Below are 17,792 nucleotides of genomic sequence, written 5' to 3'. Positions count from 1 at the left end.
ACTCGTAGGTTGGGTAGAGCGCAGCGAAACCCAACGAGCTCCAACGAACCTCTAATACCCACGGCCCAATAACCCCGCATTATATATTTGAAAACGTAGGTCGGATAAGGGAAGCACCATCCGACACAGTAACTTATTTAAGTTTCGGCGAATATAAACAGCTAATTAATCATGATGTATGAAGTCAAGATTTGACCCCTTTGGTTTCCTATCATGATGTATGAAGTCAAGATTTGACCCCTTTGGTTTCCTGTTGGTTAAATTATTTAAATCCACCACGGCAATACCAAGCGCTAGCAGCTAGCGCTTGATACATTGCTGTCTTCCAACTGTTTGTATGTTGGAGTGATGCACCTGCATGTTTTTTCAGTAAGGCATGCTCTACACCTGTTTGCTGGTTTATTTTAAAGTCTATATCTAGCTCACCTCTTAAGTTCGATATTTCATCTCCAGCTTGAATACAGAAGCGTTTAGCTAGCTTAAAGTCATCAAAGTGACTTTTTACTCTAGCTTTATCAGTAGAAATCCAATTGTTTGGTGCTTGCACGAAATACTTGATTGTTGCTGGAATTGTTTGGATTACCTCTGCAAACAGCCATTGCTCATTAATAAAGTGCCCTTGATCAAAATAAGGATGTAAGCATTGCTCACTTTTTGACTTTGCTATTCCTGCGCTTTTGCCTTTATTGCAATCGGCACAACTAGGAACTAAGTTTTTTGGAAATATTGATAACAATGGGAACTTAGCTTTAGGTAAATAATGATCCAGAGTTGTAACCTGCCCAAAACCGCAAAAGGGGCAGATTCGTAGAGGTGCTTGCATCATTATTTGATCATAATACTGTCTAGCAGGCTTTTTAGCAGGGACCATTTGAAATGTATAAAGTCCTTTAAGTTCTTCCTTAGTTACCTGACCTATTACTACCGTTTTATCTGCACCAACAAAAGGCTGTATTTGGAATAAGTCAGCTGTAGCAGATTTTGTATCAAAATCTTGAACTGCATTATTTAGTTGAGGGTTGATAGCATTGATTTTGTGTGTGAGTGTTTGACAGCTAATACTACCAACACAGATATTTAATACATCAGTAAAAGTAAGTTGGGGAGGCGGAATAGCTCGCATATTAATCGGCCCCTTTATTGGCAATTAATGCTCTGAGAATTGCCTGACCTTCAAACCCTATTTGTCCTTTGTATAGGTCTACGACTTCGTCAAAGCTTTTGCCTGCTTCAACTGACTCCATTAATAATGCATGGAAACCTGATTTAGTGACTTCTAAACCAAATACCTCACGAGTTAAAACACCGACATTTTCACCAAAAGTTTCATTTTCAGGGCGGAAAGAAACACCTATATTCCGAGTTCTTTCTAACTTCCAGACACAGCTTTTAGGTACTTCTTGTAATATTACAGGAGAGTGAGTAGCAATAATTGCAACCGCATTCCGGTCTACCAGCAAATCAGATAGAGCTCTTGTAAATGCTGAAAGTAATGGAGGATGTAGGTGACTCTCGGGTTCATCAATCAATACTAGAGTTTTTTCTTCTATTGTTTCAATAAGCTTTGTTAAGGTAAGCAAAACGATAGTATGCCCTGAACTCATTCTGCTTACTAAATTTAATGCTGACATCTTAACTTCATTGATATTTTCCAAACCACCTAAACGGGTGAGGTTCATTTCTGCAAAGTTAATATCAGATTCTAGAGTATTAATAGCTTGTAGCCATCGTTTTTTCTTAGTCTGTAAAGAGAAACAAACCAATAAGCTATCAACGAAATCATTTCTTATCGCTTCATCACCTTTCAGTTCTTTTGAGCTTGTATCATCATTTTTCTTTAAACCAATGTAAAAATAGCAAGTTCCTAAGCTTCTATCTGGTCTGTTTTTTGGTGGAATAAAAGGGTCAAATGCGCTGAAAGAAACAGAAGATATACTACTGAAATAATCTTTAGGAAGTCTTATTTCTTGCCAAGAGCTTTGTTTACATAGCATCACGCCAACTTCTTCTTTAGTGGCTGAATCATCAATAACTGTTTTCACTATGTTGTTGAGTAAAGTTGTCTTACCAACGCCATTCCGACCGATCAGAACGTGTATATTGCTAGAAGGCAAGGAGCCAGGAGTTACCTGAAAATTTATATCTATTTGAGCGCTTTTATCTGTTTGCATTTTTTTATATGAGAAATCGAATTCAGATAATGTTGCTTCGCCTTTAATTATTTTAGAAAACTGTCCGTGAATAACTGAGGTGCTCACTGAGCGCAATAGTGATGTTTTAAAAATAGACTCATTAAAAGCTATATCGAAACTTTTGCGTGAATATGCTACATCATTGAGTTTTTCGAATATTTGATTACCCAGTGTGTTACTGAGTAGGCTTCTAATATTTTTATAATATTCCTGGTCTTGACCTAGACTAAAGACTTGATCAGTAAAGTGAGTAAAAGAGTTATCACCTATACGCTCAGAAACCCAGCCTTTCTCGAAACCAACTATACCTATTTTTACATTTCCAAGATTATGTTGTTTGCCATTTTCATCGAACACGATTAGTGAAAATGCTGTCTTAAAATCGTAGTCATCCCAGTTATCTTCACACAAATAGGCAATTAATCTTCCGATTTGCGGCGGGTAGCTTTTGTGCTTAATTATTTTAAACGTTAATTCCATTTAATAACTCCTAAAACGATCCATATATACCATTACCAGCATAACTAATAGGTCGCCACTACTGGTTAAAACACGTTATGAGATAGCTGCAAGATCAACAAACCCACTGGTTTAATTTACTCTAGAACGAAGACAAAGACCTAGTTTTTTGGGATAATCTTTATTTTAAACAGCAAAGTCAAGAAACAAAGTCTATTAGAGAAGTACTTGGAACACCTATTAGAAAGGACCAAAGACTTCATACATCAAAATTATTGACTGCCTATTTATCCCTCGTTCATGCTCTTATTAATCAAATATTTAATAACTAGCATAAAAAAAGCGTTGCCCTTGAGCAACGCTTTTCTGTATTTGTCTAATAGCTGGTAGCTAACTTACTCAGCCGCTAGCTTATTCTGCTGCAAACTTACTCTGCCGCTAAATAATCTAACACTACTTGATGGTGATCTTTAGTTTTAAACTTATCGAACAGGCGTTTAATTTTGCCGTCTTGGCCTACTAAAAACGTTAGGCGGTGAATACCATCGTACTCTTTACCCATAAACTTTTTGTAGCCCCATACACCAAATGCTTCAGCAATGGCGTGGTCTTCATCGGCTAATAAATCAAAATTAAGCTCTTTTTTAGTTTCAAAGTTTTTAAGGCGCTTAATTGGATCTGGGCTAATACCTACAACGCGGGTATTAAATTTAGCAAGCTCTGCTTGCTCATCGCGAAGGTTCTCGGCTTGAACCGTACAACCCGGTGTAGAGGCTTTAGGGTAAAAGTATACAAGTACTTGTTGTTCTTTTAACAGCTTGCTTAATGTTACTGTTTCGTCGTTTTGGTTTTGTAGGCTAAAAGCGGGTGCTGTATCGCCAGCCTGTAATGGACTAATTGTGTTCATGTTTAGCATCCTTAACGAATTCGTTTAAAAATATAATCTACGTTTAGTGTGTGAGAAAGGCTCTCAAAACTAATTTTAAATTGATCTATATCTACATCAACAGGTATGTTGAATTCAAGTTCACAACGCATCTTTATGTTGTCTTCTTGGGAATAAGTGTCTGACTTAAGTGAGCAAATACTAATATTATTGTCGGCAAAAAAGCGCGTTACTTTGCTCAATGTACCAGGGGTGTCTATGCCTGTGTATTCTAGGGTGTAACCTGCACAAAACTCGCTAGGAGTATGACTTGCTGTACGCTTCATCATGGTTAGCAGGCCAAGTTCCATGGCTTTAGTGGGCAGTACGTGTTCTATGCGGCTTATTGCCGCCATGTCCCCGCTAAGTAGCATTATAAAGGTAAATTCGCAGCCTAAAATAGCAATACGGCTGTCAATAATGTTGCAGTGGCAATCGCTAACCAGTTGGGTTAGTTCACTTACTATACCGGGTCTGTCTTCGCCAATCGCTGTTAAAACAATTTGATGATTTGAAAATGCAGTCATGAGTTCAAATACCTTGTTACTTGGATTATATCAACCGAGTTGGCAACACCAAAAATACACACGAGAAGTTGCACGGCGGCGAAGTTTAACACAAAAAGGGCTCTAAACTACAGCACACGCTAATTAAGCGCTTTTAAAGTGCGGTGTTTCTTGTTTTTACTGGCACGGGAAAGTACCATAGCTAAAATTTGCTTATTTGCGCTTAGTTGCTTACTAAGTTGAAGTGCTGAACTTTATTGCATTTAGGCAGCCAAATAATAAATGTAAAGTTAATATTGATTTTACACTGAACCAAATCGGTATTACCCACTCATATATTTGTTAAAACAATTAAAGGGTATGCTAAGGAGAAATATCTGTGCAGTATTGGATCCCAAAAGCACTTGCAGTAAGTGTATTGGTAAGTTTATCAGGGTGTAGTGTATTTATTAATAAGGCACATGACGAGCGTAACTATCGTACGCATGAGCCTGTAAAAGCACCAGCGTCGTTATCTCAACCAGCTCAAGACCCAGTTTATAAAATGGATGTAGGTCAATACGACAATAATCCTGAAGCTACAAATTACCGCCCACCGGCACAAGTATTAACAATTGCGAAAGGCAGTTGGGTAGAAGAGACAGATAAACAGGCGCGTATTTATTTTGATAAAAACGATGGCATTGCTGATTTAGATGAATTTCTTTGGGATACGATTAAATCTGTCCTAGCTGATAATAATGCAGGAACTACTAAAGAAGATAAGCTACTTGGTATTATTGAAACTGATTGGTACTCAATCATTAAAACCGAAGAAGGTTTTTGGTGGTGGGGCGATGAAGTTAACGATGATTTAGAAAAGTTTAGATTCACTATTGAAGAAAAATCACATCAACGCACTGCGTCTTTACGTGTAGAGCTGATTGATTTTAAAGGTGATAAAACGCTAACAGACTTACTCAAGCAGCAGTTAGAAGTACGTGCGCTTAACCAAGTAGTGAGCGAGTTTGATTACCGTTACCGTCAACTTGAAGTTGATATGCGTAAACGCCAAGGTATTATTTCTCTTGAAATGGGCTTTGATAATAAAGGTAATGCAGCACTTGTAACTGAGCAATCTTACGACGCTGTGTTTGACCGTTTCTCTGGATTCTTAGAGCGCTTGTCGTTCTCTATTGTTGAAATTAACCCAGATACGGGCTTAATTACTGCAGATTATACTAAACCAGAAACAAGCGTTTGGGATTCAATTTGGGGTGATGACGTAGCTCAATTACCTATTGATGAAGGCCAATACCAAATTTTAGTAAGCAAAACTAAAGAAGGCGGTACTAGCTTAACGTGGATGGATGATAAAGGCGAAACGCTTGAGCCAGGTACTATGAATGGTTTACAACAAGCATTAGAAGCAGCACTCATTCAGCGCGGCATTAAAATTTAAATAATAATAAGTTTTACCACAAAAAGAGCGCTATGCTCTTTTTGTGGTTTTTATAGGTTAAACAATATGTCTCAGCTACCTGAACGTTCACACTATACGTGGCGCACTTGGTTTACTTTTTTGGTTCCTTCGTTAATTGGTGTGTTTTTATTTATGACACCCATTAGTACTTCGCAAGGGATGACCATTCCTATTGCCGTTATGGCAAAAGCGGTTCAAGCAATGATGCTTGGCTCTGCTCAAGCAATTATTACCCTCATTATTTGTATTACAGGGGTTATTTCTGTAATTACTAAAGTGTTTAAACCCGCCGCTATATGTAACTCACCTTTGTTAAAGCATTTATTTGATGTGAGCTGGACATGGCTGGTGGTACGCTTATTTGGTATGGCGTTTGGTTTAATGACGTACTTAAGCCTAGGCAGCGAGATGATTACCTCGGCTAATACTGGCGCGCTGGTATTAAATGACTTATTGCCTGTGTTGTTTTCGGTATTTATTTTAGCGGGCTTATTACTGCCGCTATTAATTAACTTTGGTCTATTAGAGCTTGCTGGTACGTTAATGACCAAAGTAATGCGCCCTGTATTTGGTGTACCAGGTAGAAGCGCGGTTGACTGTACTGCATCGTGGTTAGGTGATGGCAGTGTGGGTATTTTGATGACTGCAAGGCAGTACGATCAAAAGCACTATACACAACGCGAAGCGGCTATTATTGGTACTACGTTTTCAGCGGTTTCAATTACATTTAGTTTAGTGGTGCTTGGGCAAGTTAAACTTGAATACCTATTTGCACCGTTTTACGCAACGGTATGTTTAGCCGGTATTGTTGCCGCTATTATTGTGCCGCGATTACCGCCACTGCGCTTTAAAAAAGACTTACTCATTGATGGTACTGAGCCAGATAGAGACGCTGAAACAATTCCGGGTCATAAAACTCTATTTGGGCATTCGTTAGATGTTGCATTAGCAAAAGCTGATAACTCAACGGGTGTTAAAGGCACTATAAAAGAGGGCGTACATAATGCGCTTGATATGGTGTTTGGTGTGTTACCTGTAGTAATGGCGGTAGGCACATTTGCACTGATCATTGCTGAGCATACGCCTATATTTCAGTATTTAGGTATGCCGTTTGTGCCATTTTTAGAGCTATTGCAAGTACCCGAAGCAGCCGCTGCGTCGCAAACTATTATGGTAGGCTTTGCTGATATGTTTATTCCATCAATATTAGCTGCAGGGACTATCGAAAGTGATGTAACGCGCTTTATTATTGCCGCAATGAGTGTAACTCAGCTTATTTATATGTCTGAGGTAGGTGCACTTTTACTTGGCAGTAAAATACCGGTAAATATTTTAGAGCTATTTATTATATTTATTTTGCGAACGCTAATTACTTTACCTGTTATTGCGCTAATGGCGCATTGGCTCGTAGGCTAAATTAACGAAAATATAATTAAGCGGATTGGTATTATTAAAAAAGCCCTGATTAATCAGGGCTTTTTCGTGTCTGTTGTATTTTTTATATTGGCGTTGGGTTTTATAAACTCCTGTTTTGCAGAGAGTCTAATCAGCGCAATATTACCAATGATAATGGCAAAAACAACAGCGACAATAATTACAATATGCCAAGTTTGCATCGCAGTATCACCTAATCTTTAGTACGTTTAAGTGTGACCGCTTTGCGCTATAACAGCAATTAAATTACTCAAAATACAATCAATAACTTTAAACACAATCAATAACGTTAAAAACGTCTCGCTACCGAAAGCGTTAAAAAGTTCAGCCCAGGGTTTGGCTCTTTAAAGCCAGCGTTTGAATAGTGAATAACGCGAAGAGCAACATTGGTGTGGCCAAAATCGGCTACAAGCCCTATGCGGTCTTCAAACTGGTAGTGAGTACTTATGTTTTTACCGGCAAACTGCGTTTCATCAATCAGTGATATACCAATACCTGCTTCTACATAAAATGGGGTGTTGTTAAAACTAAAGGCAGGAAATTGCAGCACAGGTGACATAGCAAGTACTAGGTTTGATTGTGTTTCATCGCCGTGGCGGTATTCCCACATATTTACGCTGGTTTCAAAGTAAAAGCGTGCATTACCAATTATATTTTGCATGCTAGGTGCATGATACTGATACGCAAGCTTAACGCCGTTTACGTTACCTTCGCCTTTAAGAAGGTCAACGGCATAACCGTGGTTCGATTGAGCAAAAGCAAGTTTGCCAAAAAGTGAAACTACTAATACAAAAGAGATAATAAGTGTTTTCAGTGACGTTTTCATAGGTGCCAAATGCTTGTTTGATTTAAGTTGATAACTAAATGATAAGGGCGACCTATTAACAATTACAATGAGGACAAAATGCCGGTTGTATATGAGCTGTTAATGGAGGTTTCTAACTGGTTGAATTTATTTTAGTTATTCTATTGGTGCTGTTTGGGCATTAATAAGTTGCTTATTTATTCCTTTTTTATTGCGTATGGTTCGCGTAAATTACAGCCATCTTAATCACACAGACATATACAATTATGAAACTCTTTAAACTATTCGTTTTAGCCACTGCTTTTTTTAGCAGTTCGTTATTTGCACAAGCTCAGCAATCACCAGATCAGTTACTTGAATCGGTAGCTGACAAGTTATTTGCGGATATTGGTCAAGTAAACTCAAAAGGGACAGCCAGCAAAGAAGCAATGGCTGCCATTGTTGAAAAACGTTTAATGCCACATATTGATGTTAAGTTTGTGTCGTTTAAATTATTAGGTAAACACATTAAAGGCATAGAGCGCGAACAAGCAGTGCAGTTTATAGATGCAGTAGAGCACTACTTAACAGGCACATACGCTGGTGCACTAATGAAGTACACGGGTCAAAAAGTAGTATTTGAGCGTAATAACGCAAAAAGTGACTCTGAGTACGCAACAGTTAATACGCAAATTATTGAACCAAATGCGCCTACTATCGACTTAAGCTTTAAGCTTCGTTTAGGTAAAAATAATGAGTGGAAAGTATACGATATAGTTGCTGAAGGCATTTCACTATTAAGTGCTAAACAAAAAGAGATTATTCAACGCATTTCTGATGTGGGTTTAGAGCAAGTTATTAGCGAGTTAAAAAGTAAATAGACTATTTGTCTGGCTCTGATTAAGCCCAACTCCAACCTCAAAAACGGCCAATTACTTATGTACTTGGCCGTTTTTATATTTTTGCTAAGGACAATACCAATCCACAGTAATACTTAATCATTTAGAACAACTAAATAACGAAATTTTTGCCTTGCTATCACACGGTTTTCTACCTCAAAATAAATCACTTAATTAAGCGAATTGGTATAATCCTAAAGGATTGTTGTTATTGCGTAATTTTGCGCTAGCAGCAAAACAAAGGTGTGCTAGAATATCGGCACTTTGATTAAGCGTGGTGTCAGCTTAAAACTGATATAACTTACCACCCCCAAGCCACACTGGAGTTGTGTTGTTTTAATGGAAAATGTACTGATTTGGCCAAAGGAATACCCATTACTTATTAAAGGACTGGTAGAACAAAACGGTGCCTTTATTTTAGATGCTTTGGAAGCTTGGCCTGCTTGTCGTTCTTCAAATGAAGACGATGGTGTATGCACCACCGTGCTGCCACCTATTTATTATTTGGCATGGCTAACCCCGCTGGAGCCATTTGAAGAATGTTACTTTCAACATATCTCTGAATATGACGAAGACGCACAAGCGTATATTAGTGCGGTTAAAAGCCATTACTACGATAATGAATACACCCCTGAAAGCTTAGTGCTTATGCTGTGCCAGCGCCTTGAAAAATACGCAAGCGTGGCTGCACAAAATACCATAGATACGCCACTGTCTTTAGTTGATTTATTTTTTAGTAAACGCTACTTCACCTTAATTGAGCATGCGTTAAATAATAAAAGTAAACTCTCGGCAAAGGACACATTAGCTCTATGGAAAGAAGTTGATTTTAGAGAGCGCCTAAGTGCGTTTATTCCAGAGTCTATTGCTGATTTAGATACTCTTTCTGAACTTGCCAGCGAAAAAGTAGCTGCGGGTAAAGACTATTTTACGCTGCTGACGCAGGTTTCTCCTGATGTTGACTCTGTTGTTCTTTTAGAAAAAGCTTTGCTTACTCATTTACGTAAAAAAACAGCTAAGCAAACAATGGCTATGCGTTTTATTGAGCAAGGCGCTACTGGTGTACTTGCTGATGAAAACAATAAAACAGCCTTTATGTGGGCCGCCGAAAAAGGCTTTGTAAATGTGGTTGAAACGCTACTGGCAAAGCAAGACAAAAAAGCGGTTGATAATTTAGGTAACACTGCACTTCATTATGCTGTGTTTGCTAAAAATGAGTCGTTAATGGTGCTGCTTATTAAAGCCGGATACGATTTTAGAGCACGTAATAAAGAAGGTTTAAGCTGTTATCGTTTGGCGGTGAGTATTAAAGCTAATAACTTAGTTAAATGTTTAGAGCGTGATTTTGGTATTAAAGAGCTTTCGCCAGAAGGGCAGTTCGATCGCATTAAAAAAGTGCATGTGCTACATGCTATTGTGACTATATTGCTGCCTTTACAGTTGTTTTTCTTTTTTGATGAAACCCTCTCAATTAAAAGTGAGCTGACGCTGGGTTTAACTATGACTGCAGTGATTTGTTTTTTCTTTGCGACTACATTAAAGCGCTGTGCGCTATATCCACATATTAAACACCCTTGGGGTTTATTTGTGCTTAGAGGCTTTTCGTTTATTAGCTTAATTGCTCAAATAGGGTTGGCGAGTATTGTGGTGCTAGCTGCCTTGAGCGATTTAGTTTAGCTAGTTTTAAACAGTTAATAAAAAACGCGCTTAAAGTAATTTAAGCGCGTTTTTTTGTATATAGCGTTTATGGTTAAGCTTTATTTACCGTGCTCATTTGCTGCTTTTTCTTCAGCTAATTCTTCTTTAAGCTTACGGATTTTTAAACCTTGTTCTTGTCCGCGATGTCTTGCGTAGTAAGTACAGCCAATAAACATAGATGATGCAAATACCAGCTCTAACAACACCCAAATTAATTCATCAGGAGCGGCCCACAGCATAGTAAGCCCGTGGATAAAATAAAGCATTACAATAAAGTTAGCCCACGCATAGGTGTATGTGTTGTCTTGAATTATGCCTCTTAGCGGCAGCAGTAAAGGAATGATAGGAAAAAACAATGACACCCAACTAGTATTACCGTCTAGAGGGGGTACAAAATACATCCACAAAGGGATCAGAATAAGTAAACCAACATAGCCAAATAGTGCTGCACGTTGAAATTTTACCGTAATCGGCTTTTTAGCTGGACTGTCAGCTGTAGTCATTTAAGTTTTCTCGCAATGTGAGTAAGGCGTTTACCAACGCTTTGGCATATTTTAATTTCGTCTTTGCTTAGCTGTGCACTGTTAGCGCTGCCAGCGACGTGTGTTGCACCGTATGGTGTTCCACCGGTTTGTGTTGCAAATAGTTCGGGTACATCGTACGGCACGCCCATAAGCACCATGCCGTGGTGTAATAGTGGCAAAGATAAGTTAAGTAAGGTTGCTTCATTTCCACCATGCATACTACTTGATGACGAAAATACACACGCTGGCTTATCGATTAATTGGCCTTTTAGCCACAAGTCGCTGGTGGTTTCCCAAAAGCTTTTTGCTTGAGAGGCCATCATGCCAAATCGGGTTGGTGTACCAAATGCTAAACCATCGCAATTTATTAAATCATCTTTGGTGATCACAATATCGTGCGCATTTTTAGCCACAAAAGTACGCAGCAGGGCGGTTGCACCTTGTTGCTCTATCGACTCTGCTATCTCATGAGCCATTGCTTCAACTGAGCCGTGGCTTGAGTGATAAAGCACCACTATGGTTGCACTCATTATAAAACGCTTAGTACGTTTTCTGGTGGACGACCAATCGCTGCTTTATTGTTATTAACTACGATAGGGCGTTCAATCAATTTTGGGTATTTAACCATAGCGTTAATAAGTGCGTCCTCATTTGTTTCATCTTTCAAATTAAGCGCTTTGTAGTCATCTTCTTTGGTGCGCATCATTTCACGTACGGATGAAAAACCAAGTTGGATTACAAGCGTTGAAATTTGCTCGTGAGTAAGAGGGGTTTTTAAATACTCTACAACACTTGGCTCTATCGCTTTACTTTGCAGTAGCGCTAGCGTTTCGCGTGATTTAGAACAACGTGGGTTGTGGTAAATAGTAACAGACATAAAATGATTCCAAAGTGTGAATTGCGTCTATTTTAGGGTAAGCGCTTGCAGACTTAAAGTCTTGCAAGCTCTTTTTGTAAAAGTCGATACTGGGTAAGTAGTGCTTTTAAACGTTGTTGCTTTACAAGTTCGGTTGGCTCTACGAAGTTAAGTGCTTTTTGTACTTCGTCTGCGGCTTTTAAATAAGCACCGTATTGAGCCAATACATCGGCGTTCGCTTCGTGATATGAGGCTAATTTATCTTGTTTTTTATACGCATCAGCAAGAAGTTGCTTGCCTAGGTTATGATCTGGCTTTTCGAGTAAAAAACTCTTCAAAATATTTTCGGCTAGTTCATATTGCTCAGCTTCAAGTGCTGCGTTGGCATAGTTAAGCGTAATTACCTGATTATTAGGGCGATACTGATTTAAATCGGCTAAAAATTTTACGGCTTCATGTGCCTTTTTTTGCGCGATGAGTAAATCGGTATGGGTATCTATATAAAATAGGTTTTTAGGATCGTTTTTTAAAAGCTCATCTAGTATTGGGGCTGCTTCATCAAGCTTTTTTTGATCAAGTAAGCTAATAGCTAAACCGTACTTTAAAGCGGTGTTATCGTAGCTATTTTCGCGAAGTCGTTTTCTAAATAGGTCTTCGGCGTTTTCTGGTTTGTTGTCGTAGCGCGCAAGCACGCGGCTTTTAGCTAAATTAAACTCAAGACTGGCACTCATATGACGCACAGGAAATTGCTCTGCACGCAAACGTACATCAGATACTCGGCTCTCTGGTAATGGGTGAGTAAGTAAAAACGCAGGTGGTTTATATTTATAACGAATTTGCGCGGCAAGTTTAGTTAAAAATTCGCTCGATGCACGTGCATCAAAGCCTGCATTGTTAAGCGTTTGCATGCCTATGCGGTCAGCTTCTTGCTCGGCTGAGCGACTATGCGTTAACTGACTAAAAGCAGATTGTGTTTGGCTGGCAGATATAATGGCAATACCCGCATCTGGTGCAACAACGGTTGCTAATATTCCGGCTATCATACCGGCAATAGTCAGCGCGCTGTTATCTTGTTGTTGCTGTATTCTTCGGGCTAAGTGGCGCTGTGTTACGTGAGCAATTTCGTGACCAAGCACTGAGGCAAACTGACTCTCGTTATCGGCTTGAGCTATTAACCCTGTGTGCACACCAACGTGTCCGCCATAAAAGGCGAAGGCATTTATTTCTGAGTTGTTTATCCAAAAAAACGAAAACGGAAAGCGTACATCGTTAGCATTAGCAACAAGTTTACGGCCAATAGTCGTGAGGTATTCATCTAGCACTGGGTCATTTATTACTGGTGATGAGCCTCGTATTTGCATCATCATTACTTCGCCAATGGCTTGTTCTTTTTCGAGTGGCAGTGCTTGTAATGCAGAAGTTCCTAAATCAGGAAGCGTAAAGTTGGTTTGCGCTTTTAAAGGTTCGCTTATTAATAAGCTAAACGTAAGCGCAGCACTGCATAAAGTGATAAATGCTGATTTTAGCTGCATTTTATTCCTTGTTAATTTGTTCGCCAATTGCAATTTTGGCTATGTCTATTTCGTCACTGCTTGCACGGCTGTCTTTTTCGCACAATTGGTATAGTTCTTTTATTGTGACTCCATCAAGCTTTACAACGTTCAATTCTCGCTGCAAGAAAGTAATAATTTTATGTACTACCTTGTGAGCATGTAAAATAATGGCTTTATCTGCTTTGTCGCCTCGTTCGAAATAAAAGCCAATAAACTTATGTAACTGACTTATTCTGATCAAGTTTTTCATTGAATGTGGGTCCCACACTCTAAATTCCATAAAGCGATTGTTTTTTATGTATTGATCAACAATAACATCTTTAGCATAAGGCTGTGCCCATAGTTCAAAGCCTCTGTCTGTAAATACTTGGTGCAGCGCAATACGTGGCTTATGTTTGGTATGTATTTCACCTAGGTTATCTTCATAGCCTTCTAGTAAATCTAAGTTCCAATTGCGTTTATCTAAAAGTTGTTTAACTGCATTGTCGAACCCATGATCTAAAATTCCTTCTGATTCGCTTATTGATGAGGCAACAAGGTGATAAAAAGGAGGTAGTTCGCCCCAATTAATCTGCTTTTTAAACCAATTAATCTCTTTGAGTGTTGGATTACTTGGTAGTTGCGCTTTATTATGCGTGCCAGGCATTAACTTATCCTTACTGCTAGTTATGTTATAAGGATAAACTATTGCAGGAATTGTTTTAACAAAAAGTTACAACGGTTTGAGTATATAAATACGTAGACCGTAAATATGCGACTTATTATTCATTTACTATACGGATAAAGTAGTTATGGTAGAGCGCGATTTAAAAGAGTTTAAGTGTCCTCAGCAATTTGTGCAGTTTAAGCTTGCGCTTCGAAGTGCACAGTCATCAAAACAACGCATCACTTTTAGTCTTAATAGAGGTGAAAGTGCGAACGACATTGAACGTTTTTTGCAAAAAAATGCTTATAGTTACAATTTTGATAAACAACGAGGGTTGTTATTAGTGGAGCCATTACATGTTTGAATACGTAAAAACATGGTACGAAAGGAAGTTCTCGGATCCTCATTCGTCTACCTTATTATTTTTATTATTGGTATCAGTTGCCTTACTTTACTTTTTTGGCGCGTTAATTGTTCCTGTGCTTGTTGCACTGGTTATCGCTTATTTACTAGATTGGCCGGTTGTTCATTTAGAGCGTGTTGGCTTAAAACGTTTTACAGCAACAATTATTGTAATGTTGATATTTATTAGCATTATGCTCACCCTTATTTTAGTTATTGGCCCAGTGCTTTGGAAGCAAACCAGTAACTTAGTGCAAGAAACACCGCATATGCTAGAGCAGGGGAAGTCTTATTTAATGGCTTTACCTGAACAATACCCAAGTTTAATTAATATAGAACAAGTACAAGCAATTGTTGCAACCGTAGAAGCTAAAATTATTGAGTTTGGTCAAGCGGTATTATCGTTTTCACTTACGTCTTTAAAAGATGTTGTTGCTTGGCTTATATATTTGGTACTTGTGCCGTTACTGGTGTTTTTTATGCTTAAAGATAAGCTGGAGCTGACAGGCAGTATAGCTAAACTGATCCCGCAGCAACGACGCTTGATTTTACAAGTGTGGAACGAAATGAACCAACAAATTATGAATTACATTCGCGGTAAAGTATTCGAAATTTTAATTGTTGGTGGTGTGTCTTTCATCGCATTTACTGTTTTAGATTTGCGCTATGCAGCTTTACTTGGTGTGCTTGTTGGCTTTTCGGTATTAATTCCATTTATTGGCGCGGCACTCGTCACTATTCCGGTAGCGGCAGTTGCACTGTTTCAGTTTGGATTAGAAACGCAGTTTTGGACCATTTTAATTATTTATGGAATTATTCAGGCGCTTGATGGCAATGTACTTGTACCGCTGTTGTTTTCTGAGGCAGTTGATTTAAATCCGGTATTTATAATTGTCGCGGTATTATTTTTTGGTGGCTTATGGGGGTTTTGGGGCGTATTTTTTGCCATCCCGTTGGCCTCATTAGTAAAAGCGCTAATAACAGCTTGGTCGTCAACGCACGAAGAGATCAGCAAAGAGCTCAGTGAATAGTTAAGCAAACAGACTTTTAGTTTAAAAAAGCATAGTAAACGCACCTCTAGTGCTAATTGATTATTACTCATTACCTGTAAATTTATGTACTATTGGTAATAAGATATATTTTTTAGTAATAAGGTGCGTTTTTTAATGTCTGAGTTTTTATTGCACGATGAGCCAGTAAAACAAGTTTACCTTGATGCAAATGCAACGACCCCTGTGTTGCCTTGTATTGCTGATGTTGTTTCTCATACCATGCAAATATGTTTTGGTAATCCTTCAAGCCCGCACATCACAGGTATTCAAGCCAAGCATTTATTAGAACAAACACGTCAAAAGGCACGCACGGTTATTGGCGCAACTAATGGCGATATCCTATTTACCTCTGGTGCAACGGAGGGTATTCAAACTGCGGTGGTTTCTACATTAATTAATGCTAAAAAGCAGTCTATTAAAAACCCTGTATTATTATATGGCGCTACTGAGCATAAAGCGGTGCCAAATACACTCAAGCACTGGAATAGCGTACTTGACGTTAATGCTGAGGTGCTTGCTATTCCGGTTGATAGCAACGGTATTTTAGATTTAGATTTTATCGCAGAGCATATTAATAACGCTTTGATGATTTGCACCATGGCCGTTAATAACGAAACCGGTGTATATCAAGATTTACCCGCTATAGAGCAGGTAATTCGTAGCCGTAACAAAAATGTATCGTGGATGGTGGATTGCGTACAAGCACTCGGTAAACAAGCGCTCGCACTGAGTAATACAACTATTGATTACGCTCCTTTTTCGGGGCATAAGCTTTACGCACCTAAAGGTATTGGCTTTTTATATATTCGTAGTGGCAGTGCGTATACACCTTTTATAGCGGGTGGCGGTCAAGAAAGTGGAATGCGTTCAGGCACCGAAAATCTACCCGGTATTGCAGGGTTAAATAAACTATTTAGTATGTTGCTTGATAAATCAGACGATACATTTAAACCAATTAGCATACTTAACTCTTATCGAAGCCAGTTACAAAGCGCGATAAAAGACACCTTTGGTGATATTACATTCAATCATGATTTTGCTTATAGCGTGCCTACCACACTTAACTTTGCGGTAAACGACTTAACGAGCAAAGAAGTGATTGATTTATTTGATGCTGCGGGCATTCGCGTAAGTGGTGGCTCGGCTTGTAGTACGGGCGCATCAACAAGTTTTGTTTTAGATGCAATGGGTGCAAGTAAGTGGCAAAGCGAAAACGCGATTAGGCTATCATTTGGACCTGCGGCAACACAACACGATATTGATGATGCTTGTGTGCGTATTCGAGCTCTTAAAGCAATACTACAGGCTAACTGTTTAATTGTATCTGATAGCACCACACCACAACAAGAAGTGTGCGCACTTGGCCTTACTCAGTTTAGGCACCAAGGAGCATGTAGTTGGCTTTATGTAAGCGATGATAAATACGCAGTTATAATAGACCCGATTATTGAGCTTATTCCGCGCTTTGAAAAAATAGCTAATACACAAAACTTAACTATATCAGCGGTGCTTAATACACATCTGCATCAAGAGCGAGAGTCAGCGACTAATTTATTAACCAGTGTTCTTGCATCAAGAGTTGTAAAAGGTGAGGTTGATGCTTTAGGTTGGCCACTAAATGCAGAAAGTATTAGCTTAGCAAATGACGTACTTGAAAAAGTAGCGACACCTGGGCACAGCAAAGATAGCGTAAGTTATTTATTAAAAAATAGTAATGGCGAAACGCGTTATTGTTTTTGTGGTGATTTAATTTTGCCTGCAGGGCTTGGCAATACATCGCTTATAGGTGGGGATGCAAAAGCAATGGCACGCTCTATTTTAGCAATAAGCGAGCAACTTAATGGCACCAGCATTATTTGCTCAGGGCACGACTACCAACAATGTTTTGCCATGAACTGGGCTGTACAACAAAACCAAACGCCATTACTCAATGCGTTAGTAAGCGGCAGTATTTCAGTTGATGAATTTACTATACAAAAGCAGCAGCACGACGCTTCAAAGCAAGTAAATAACACGCAATTGTGTGGTTATGTAAATGCATTGCCTGAGATTGATACACAGCAATTAAATTTTGATGACGCTAAAGCAATGTTAAACACCGGCGATGCATATTTAATAGATACTCGGGAGCCGTATGAACATGGAGCAAATAATGTTGCTCAGTTATTTAATACGCTAGATGAAAAAACATTAAATATACCGCTTAGCAGAATGGCAAATGCGGTATTTGAAGGGCAGTTAAGTAAAAATAACAAATATATTTTATTATGCCGCAGTGGTAACCGCTCAAAGATTGCTGCGAGCAATTTAATGCAGCTAGGATACAAAACGGTTTATAACCTAAGTGGTGGGCTAGCGCTTAGTAATTAAGCAAAGATTTTAATTTATACAAAATCGGCT

The 17,792-nt window shown here is 38.8% G+C and carries 18 protein-coding genes; 7 read left to right on the top strand and 11 right to left on the bottom strand.

Annotated features, from left to right (window positions below):
* Positions 1–262 precede the first annotated feature (262 nt).
* The 4 genes from RB214_RS10805 to RB214_RS10790 all read right to left on the bottom strand — a co-directional run bounded on the left by RB214_RS10805 (position 263) and on the right by RB214_RS10790 (position 4,103).
* On the bottom strand, positions 263–1,123 hold the full coding sequence (locus RB214_RS10805) for a hypothetical protein (RefSeq protein WP_309166800.1): 861 nt from the start codon (positions 1,121–1,123) through the stop codon (positions 263–265).
* 1 nt (position 1,124) lies between these two features.
* Positions 1,125–2,672, bottom strand: coding sequence for an AAA family ATPase (locus RB214_RS10800; RefSeq protein ID WP_309166798.1), 1,548 nt, complete (start codon positions 2,670–2,672; stop codon positions 1,125–1,127).
* A gap of 406 nt (positions 2,673–3,078) precedes the next feature.
* Entirely contained in the window at positions 3,079–3,558 is a 480-nt protein-coding gene (gene bcp / locus RB214_RS10795; RefSeq protein WP_309166796.1) for a thioredoxin-dependent thiol peroxidase, read from the bottom strand.
* Positions 3,559–3,569: 11 nt separating this feature from the next.
* Positions 3,570–4,103, bottom strand: coding sequence for an ACT domain-containing protein (locus RB214_RS10790; RefSeq protein ID WP_309166795.1), 534 nt, complete (start codon positions 4,101–4,103; stop codon positions 3,570–3,572).
* A gap of 358 nt (positions 4,104–4,461) precedes the next feature.
* Here RB214_RS10790 and bamC point away from each other — a divergent pair, with 358 nt between their 5' ends.
* Together bamC and RB214_RS10780 are read left to right on the top strand one after the other, a co-directional pair.
* Positions 4,462–5,523 (top strand): outer membrane protein assembly factor BamC, encoded by a 1,062-nt coding sequence (bamC, locus tag RB214_RS10785; RefSeq protein WP_039487313.1) that lies wholly within the window; start codon positions 4,462–4,464, stop codon positions 5,521–5,523.
* 66 nt (positions 5,524–5,589) lie between these two features.
* Positions 5,590–6,960 carry a YjiH family protein gene (locus tag RB214_RS10780; RefSeq protein ID WP_138489349.1) on the top strand — a complete coding sequence of 457 codons (1,371 nt, stop codon included), beginning with the start codon at positions 5,590–5,592 and terminating at the stop codon, positions 6,958–6,960.
* A gap of 53 nt (positions 6,961–7,013) precedes the next feature.
* On the opposite strand, the gene RB214_RS10775 is transcribed toward RB214_RS10780, so the two are convergent.
* Together RB214_RS10775 and RB214_RS10770 are read right to left on the bottom strand one after the other, a co-directional pair.
* A complete protein-coding gene (locus RB214_RS10775) occupies positions 7,014–7,160 on the bottom strand; it encodes a DUF2897 family protein (protein WP_076914920.1) in 147 nt (48 codons plus the stop codon).
* 107 nt (positions 7,161–7,267) lie between these two features.
* Complete coding sequence (locus RB214_RS10770) at positions 7,268–7,804, bottom strand: acyloxyacyl hydrolase (protein WP_309166793.1); 537 nt, start codon at positions 7,802–7,804, stop codon at positions 7,268–7,270.
* Positions 7,805–8,049: 245 nt separating this feature from the next.
* Here RB214_RS10770 and RB214_RS10765 point away from each other — a divergent pair, with 245 nt between their 5' ends.
* Both RB214_RS10765 and RB214_RS10760 read left to right on the top strand, forming a co-directional pair.
* A complete protein-coding gene (locus RB214_RS10765) occupies positions 8,050–8,643 on the top strand; it encodes a phospholipid-binding protein MlaC (protein ID WP_024606588.1) in 594 nt (197 codons plus the stop codon).
* A gap of 357 nt (positions 8,644–9,000) precedes the next feature.
* Positions 9,001–10,338: an ankyrin repeat domain-containing protein gene (locus tag RB214_RS10760; protein ID WP_309166791.1), complete on the top strand. Its 1,338-nt coding sequence runs from the start codon at positions 9,001–9,003 to the stop codon at positions 10,336–10,338.
* 80 nt (positions 10,339–10,418) lie between these two features.
* On the opposite strand, the gene RB214_RS10755 is transcribed toward RB214_RS10760, so the two are convergent.
* Genes RB214_RS10755 through RB214_RS10735 form a run of 5 tightly spaced genes read right to left on the bottom strand, consistent with a single transcriptional unit; the run spans position 10,419 to position 13,938 of the window.
* The gene (locus RB214_RS10755; protein WP_024595679.1) at positions 10,419–10,862 is read right to left on the bottom strand and encodes a DUF2069 domain-containing protein; all 444 of its coding nucleotides are present in this window, start codon (positions 10,860–10,862) and stop codon (positions 10,419–10,421) included.
* Entirely contained in the window at positions 10,859–11,413 is a 555-nt protein-coding gene (gene wrbA / locus RB214_RS10750; RefSeq protein ID WP_165744054.1) for an NAD(P)H:quinone oxidoreductase, read from the bottom strand. The genes RB214_RS10755 and wrbA overlap by 4 nt, the downstream gene beginning before the upstream one ends.
* On the bottom strand, positions 11,413–11,760 hold the full coding sequence (gene arsC, locus RB214_RS10745; protein WP_024595681.1) for an arsenate reductase (glutaredoxin): 348 nt from the start codon (positions 11,758–11,760) through the stop codon (positions 11,413–11,415). Before arsC ends, wrbA begins: the two co-directional genes overlap by 1 nt.
* A gap of 53 nt (positions 11,761–11,813) precedes the next feature.
* Positions 11,814–13,271 carry a M48 family metalloprotease gene (locus RB214_RS10740; protein WP_165744055.1) on the bottom strand — a complete coding sequence of 486 codons (1,458 nt, stop codon included), beginning with the start codon at positions 13,269–13,271 and terminating at the stop codon, positions 11,814–11,816.
* 1 nt (position 13,272) lies between these two features.
* Positions 13,273–13,938, bottom strand: coding sequence for a hypothetical protein (locus RB214_RS10735; protein WP_024597628.1), 666 nt, complete (start codon positions 13,936–13,938; stop codon positions 13,273–13,275).
* A gap of 145 nt (positions 13,939–14,083) precedes the next feature.
* Between RB214_RS10735 and RB214_RS10730 the strand changes: the two genes are divergently transcribed.
* The 3 genes from RB214_RS10730 (at position 14,084) to RB214_RS10720 (ending at position 17,762) form a co-directional block, all read left to right on the top strand.
* On the top strand, positions 14,084–14,302 hold the full coding sequence (locus RB214_RS10730; RefSeq protein ID WP_149602402.1) for a hypothetical protein: 219 nt from the start codon (positions 14,084–14,086) through the stop codon (positions 14,300–14,302).
* Positions 14,295–15,371 carry an AI-2E family transporter gene (locus tag RB214_RS10725; RefSeq protein WP_024606584.1) on the top strand — a complete coding sequence of 359 codons (1,077 nt, stop codon included), beginning with the start codon at positions 14,295–14,297 and terminating at the stop codon, positions 15,369–15,371. The genes RB214_RS10730 and RB214_RS10725 overlap by 8 nt, the downstream gene beginning before the upstream one ends.
* Before the next feature lie 135 nt (positions 15,372–15,506).
* Positions 15,507–17,762: an aminotransferase class V-fold PLP-dependent enzyme gene (locus RB214_RS10720; protein ID WP_165744056.1), complete on the top strand. Its 2,256-nt coding sequence runs from the start codon at positions 15,507–15,509 to the stop codon at positions 17,760–17,762.
* Positions 17,763–17,792 lie beyond the last annotated feature (30 nt).

Source organism: Pseudoalteromonas sp. HL-AS1, from assembly GCF_031198785.1.
Lineage (GTDB): Bacteria > Pseudomonadota > Gammaproteobacteria > Enterobacterales > Alteromonadaceae > Pseudoalteromonas > Pseudoalteromonas distincta.
The sequence above is the reverse complement of the archived record's forward strand: the minus strand, read 5'-3'. Positions and strand labels throughout refer to the sequence as shown.

Bases quoted from the DNA above. Each gene is read 5' to 3' on its own strand.
- RB214_RS10805 (WP_309166800.1), bottom strand. From the start codon at position 1,123: ATGCGAGCTATTCCGCCTCCCCAACTTACTTTTACTGATGTATTAAAT.
- RB214_RS10800 (WP_309166798.1), bottom strand. From the start codon at position 2,672: ATGGAATTAACGTTTAAAATAATTAAGCACAAAAGCTACCCGCCGCAA.
- bcp (WP_309166796.1), bottom strand. From the start codon at position 3,558: ATGAACACAATTAGTCCATTACAGGCTGGCGATACAGCACCCGCTTTT.
- RB214_RS10790 (WP_309166795.1), bottom strand. From the start codon at position 4,103: ATGACTGCATTTTCAAATCATCAAATTGTTTTAACAGCGATTGGCGAA.
- RB214_RS10780 (WP_138489349.1), top strand. From the start codon at position 5,590: ATGTCTCAGCTACCTGAACGTTCACACTATACGTGGCGCACTTGGTTT.
- RB214_RS10775 (WP_076914920.1), bottom strand. From the start codon at position 7,160: ATGCAAACTTGGCATATTGTAATTATTGTCGCTGTTGTTTTTGCCATT.
- RB214_RS10770 (WP_309166793.1), bottom strand. From the start codon at position 7,804: ATGAAAACGTCACTGAAAACACTTATTATCTCTTTTGTATTAGTAGTT.
- RB214_RS10765 (WP_024606588.1), top strand. From the start codon at position 8,050: ATGAAACTCTTTAAACTATTCGTTTTAGCCACTGCTTTTTTTAGCAGT.
- RB214_RS10760 (WP_309166791.1), top strand. From the start codon at position 9,001: ATGGAAAATGTACTGATTTGGCCAAAGGAATACCCATTACTTATTAAA.
- RB214_RS10755 (WP_024595679.1), bottom strand. From the start codon at position 10,862: ATGACTACAGCTGACAGTCCAGCTAAAAAGCCGATTACGGTAAAATTT.
- wrbA (WP_165744054.1), bottom strand. From the start codon at position 11,413: ATGAGTGCAACCATAGTGGTGCTTTATCACTCAAGCCACGGCTCAGTT.
- arsC (WP_024595681.1), bottom strand. From the start codon at position 11,760: ATGTCTGTTACTATTTACCACAACCCACGTTGTTCTAAATCACGCGAA.
- RB214_RS10740 (WP_165744055.1), bottom strand. From the start codon at position 13,271: ATGCAGCTAAAATCAGCATTTATCACTTTATGCAGTGCTGCGCTTACG.
- RB214_RS10735 (WP_024597628.1), bottom strand. From the start codon at position 13,938: ATGCCTGGCACGCATAATAAAGCGCAACTACCAAGTAATCCAACACTC.
- RB214_RS10730 (WP_149602402.1), top strand. From the start codon at position 14,084: ATGGTAGAGCGCGATTTAAAAGAGTTTAAGTGTCCTCAGCAATTTGTG.
- RB214_RS10725 (WP_024606584.1), top strand. From the start codon at position 14,295: ATGTTTGAATACGTAAAAACATGGTACGAAAGGAAGTTCTCGGATCCT.
- RB214_RS10720 (WP_165744056.1), top strand. From the start codon at position 15,507: ATGTCTGAGTTTTTATTGCACGATGAGCCAGTAAAACAAGTTTACCTT.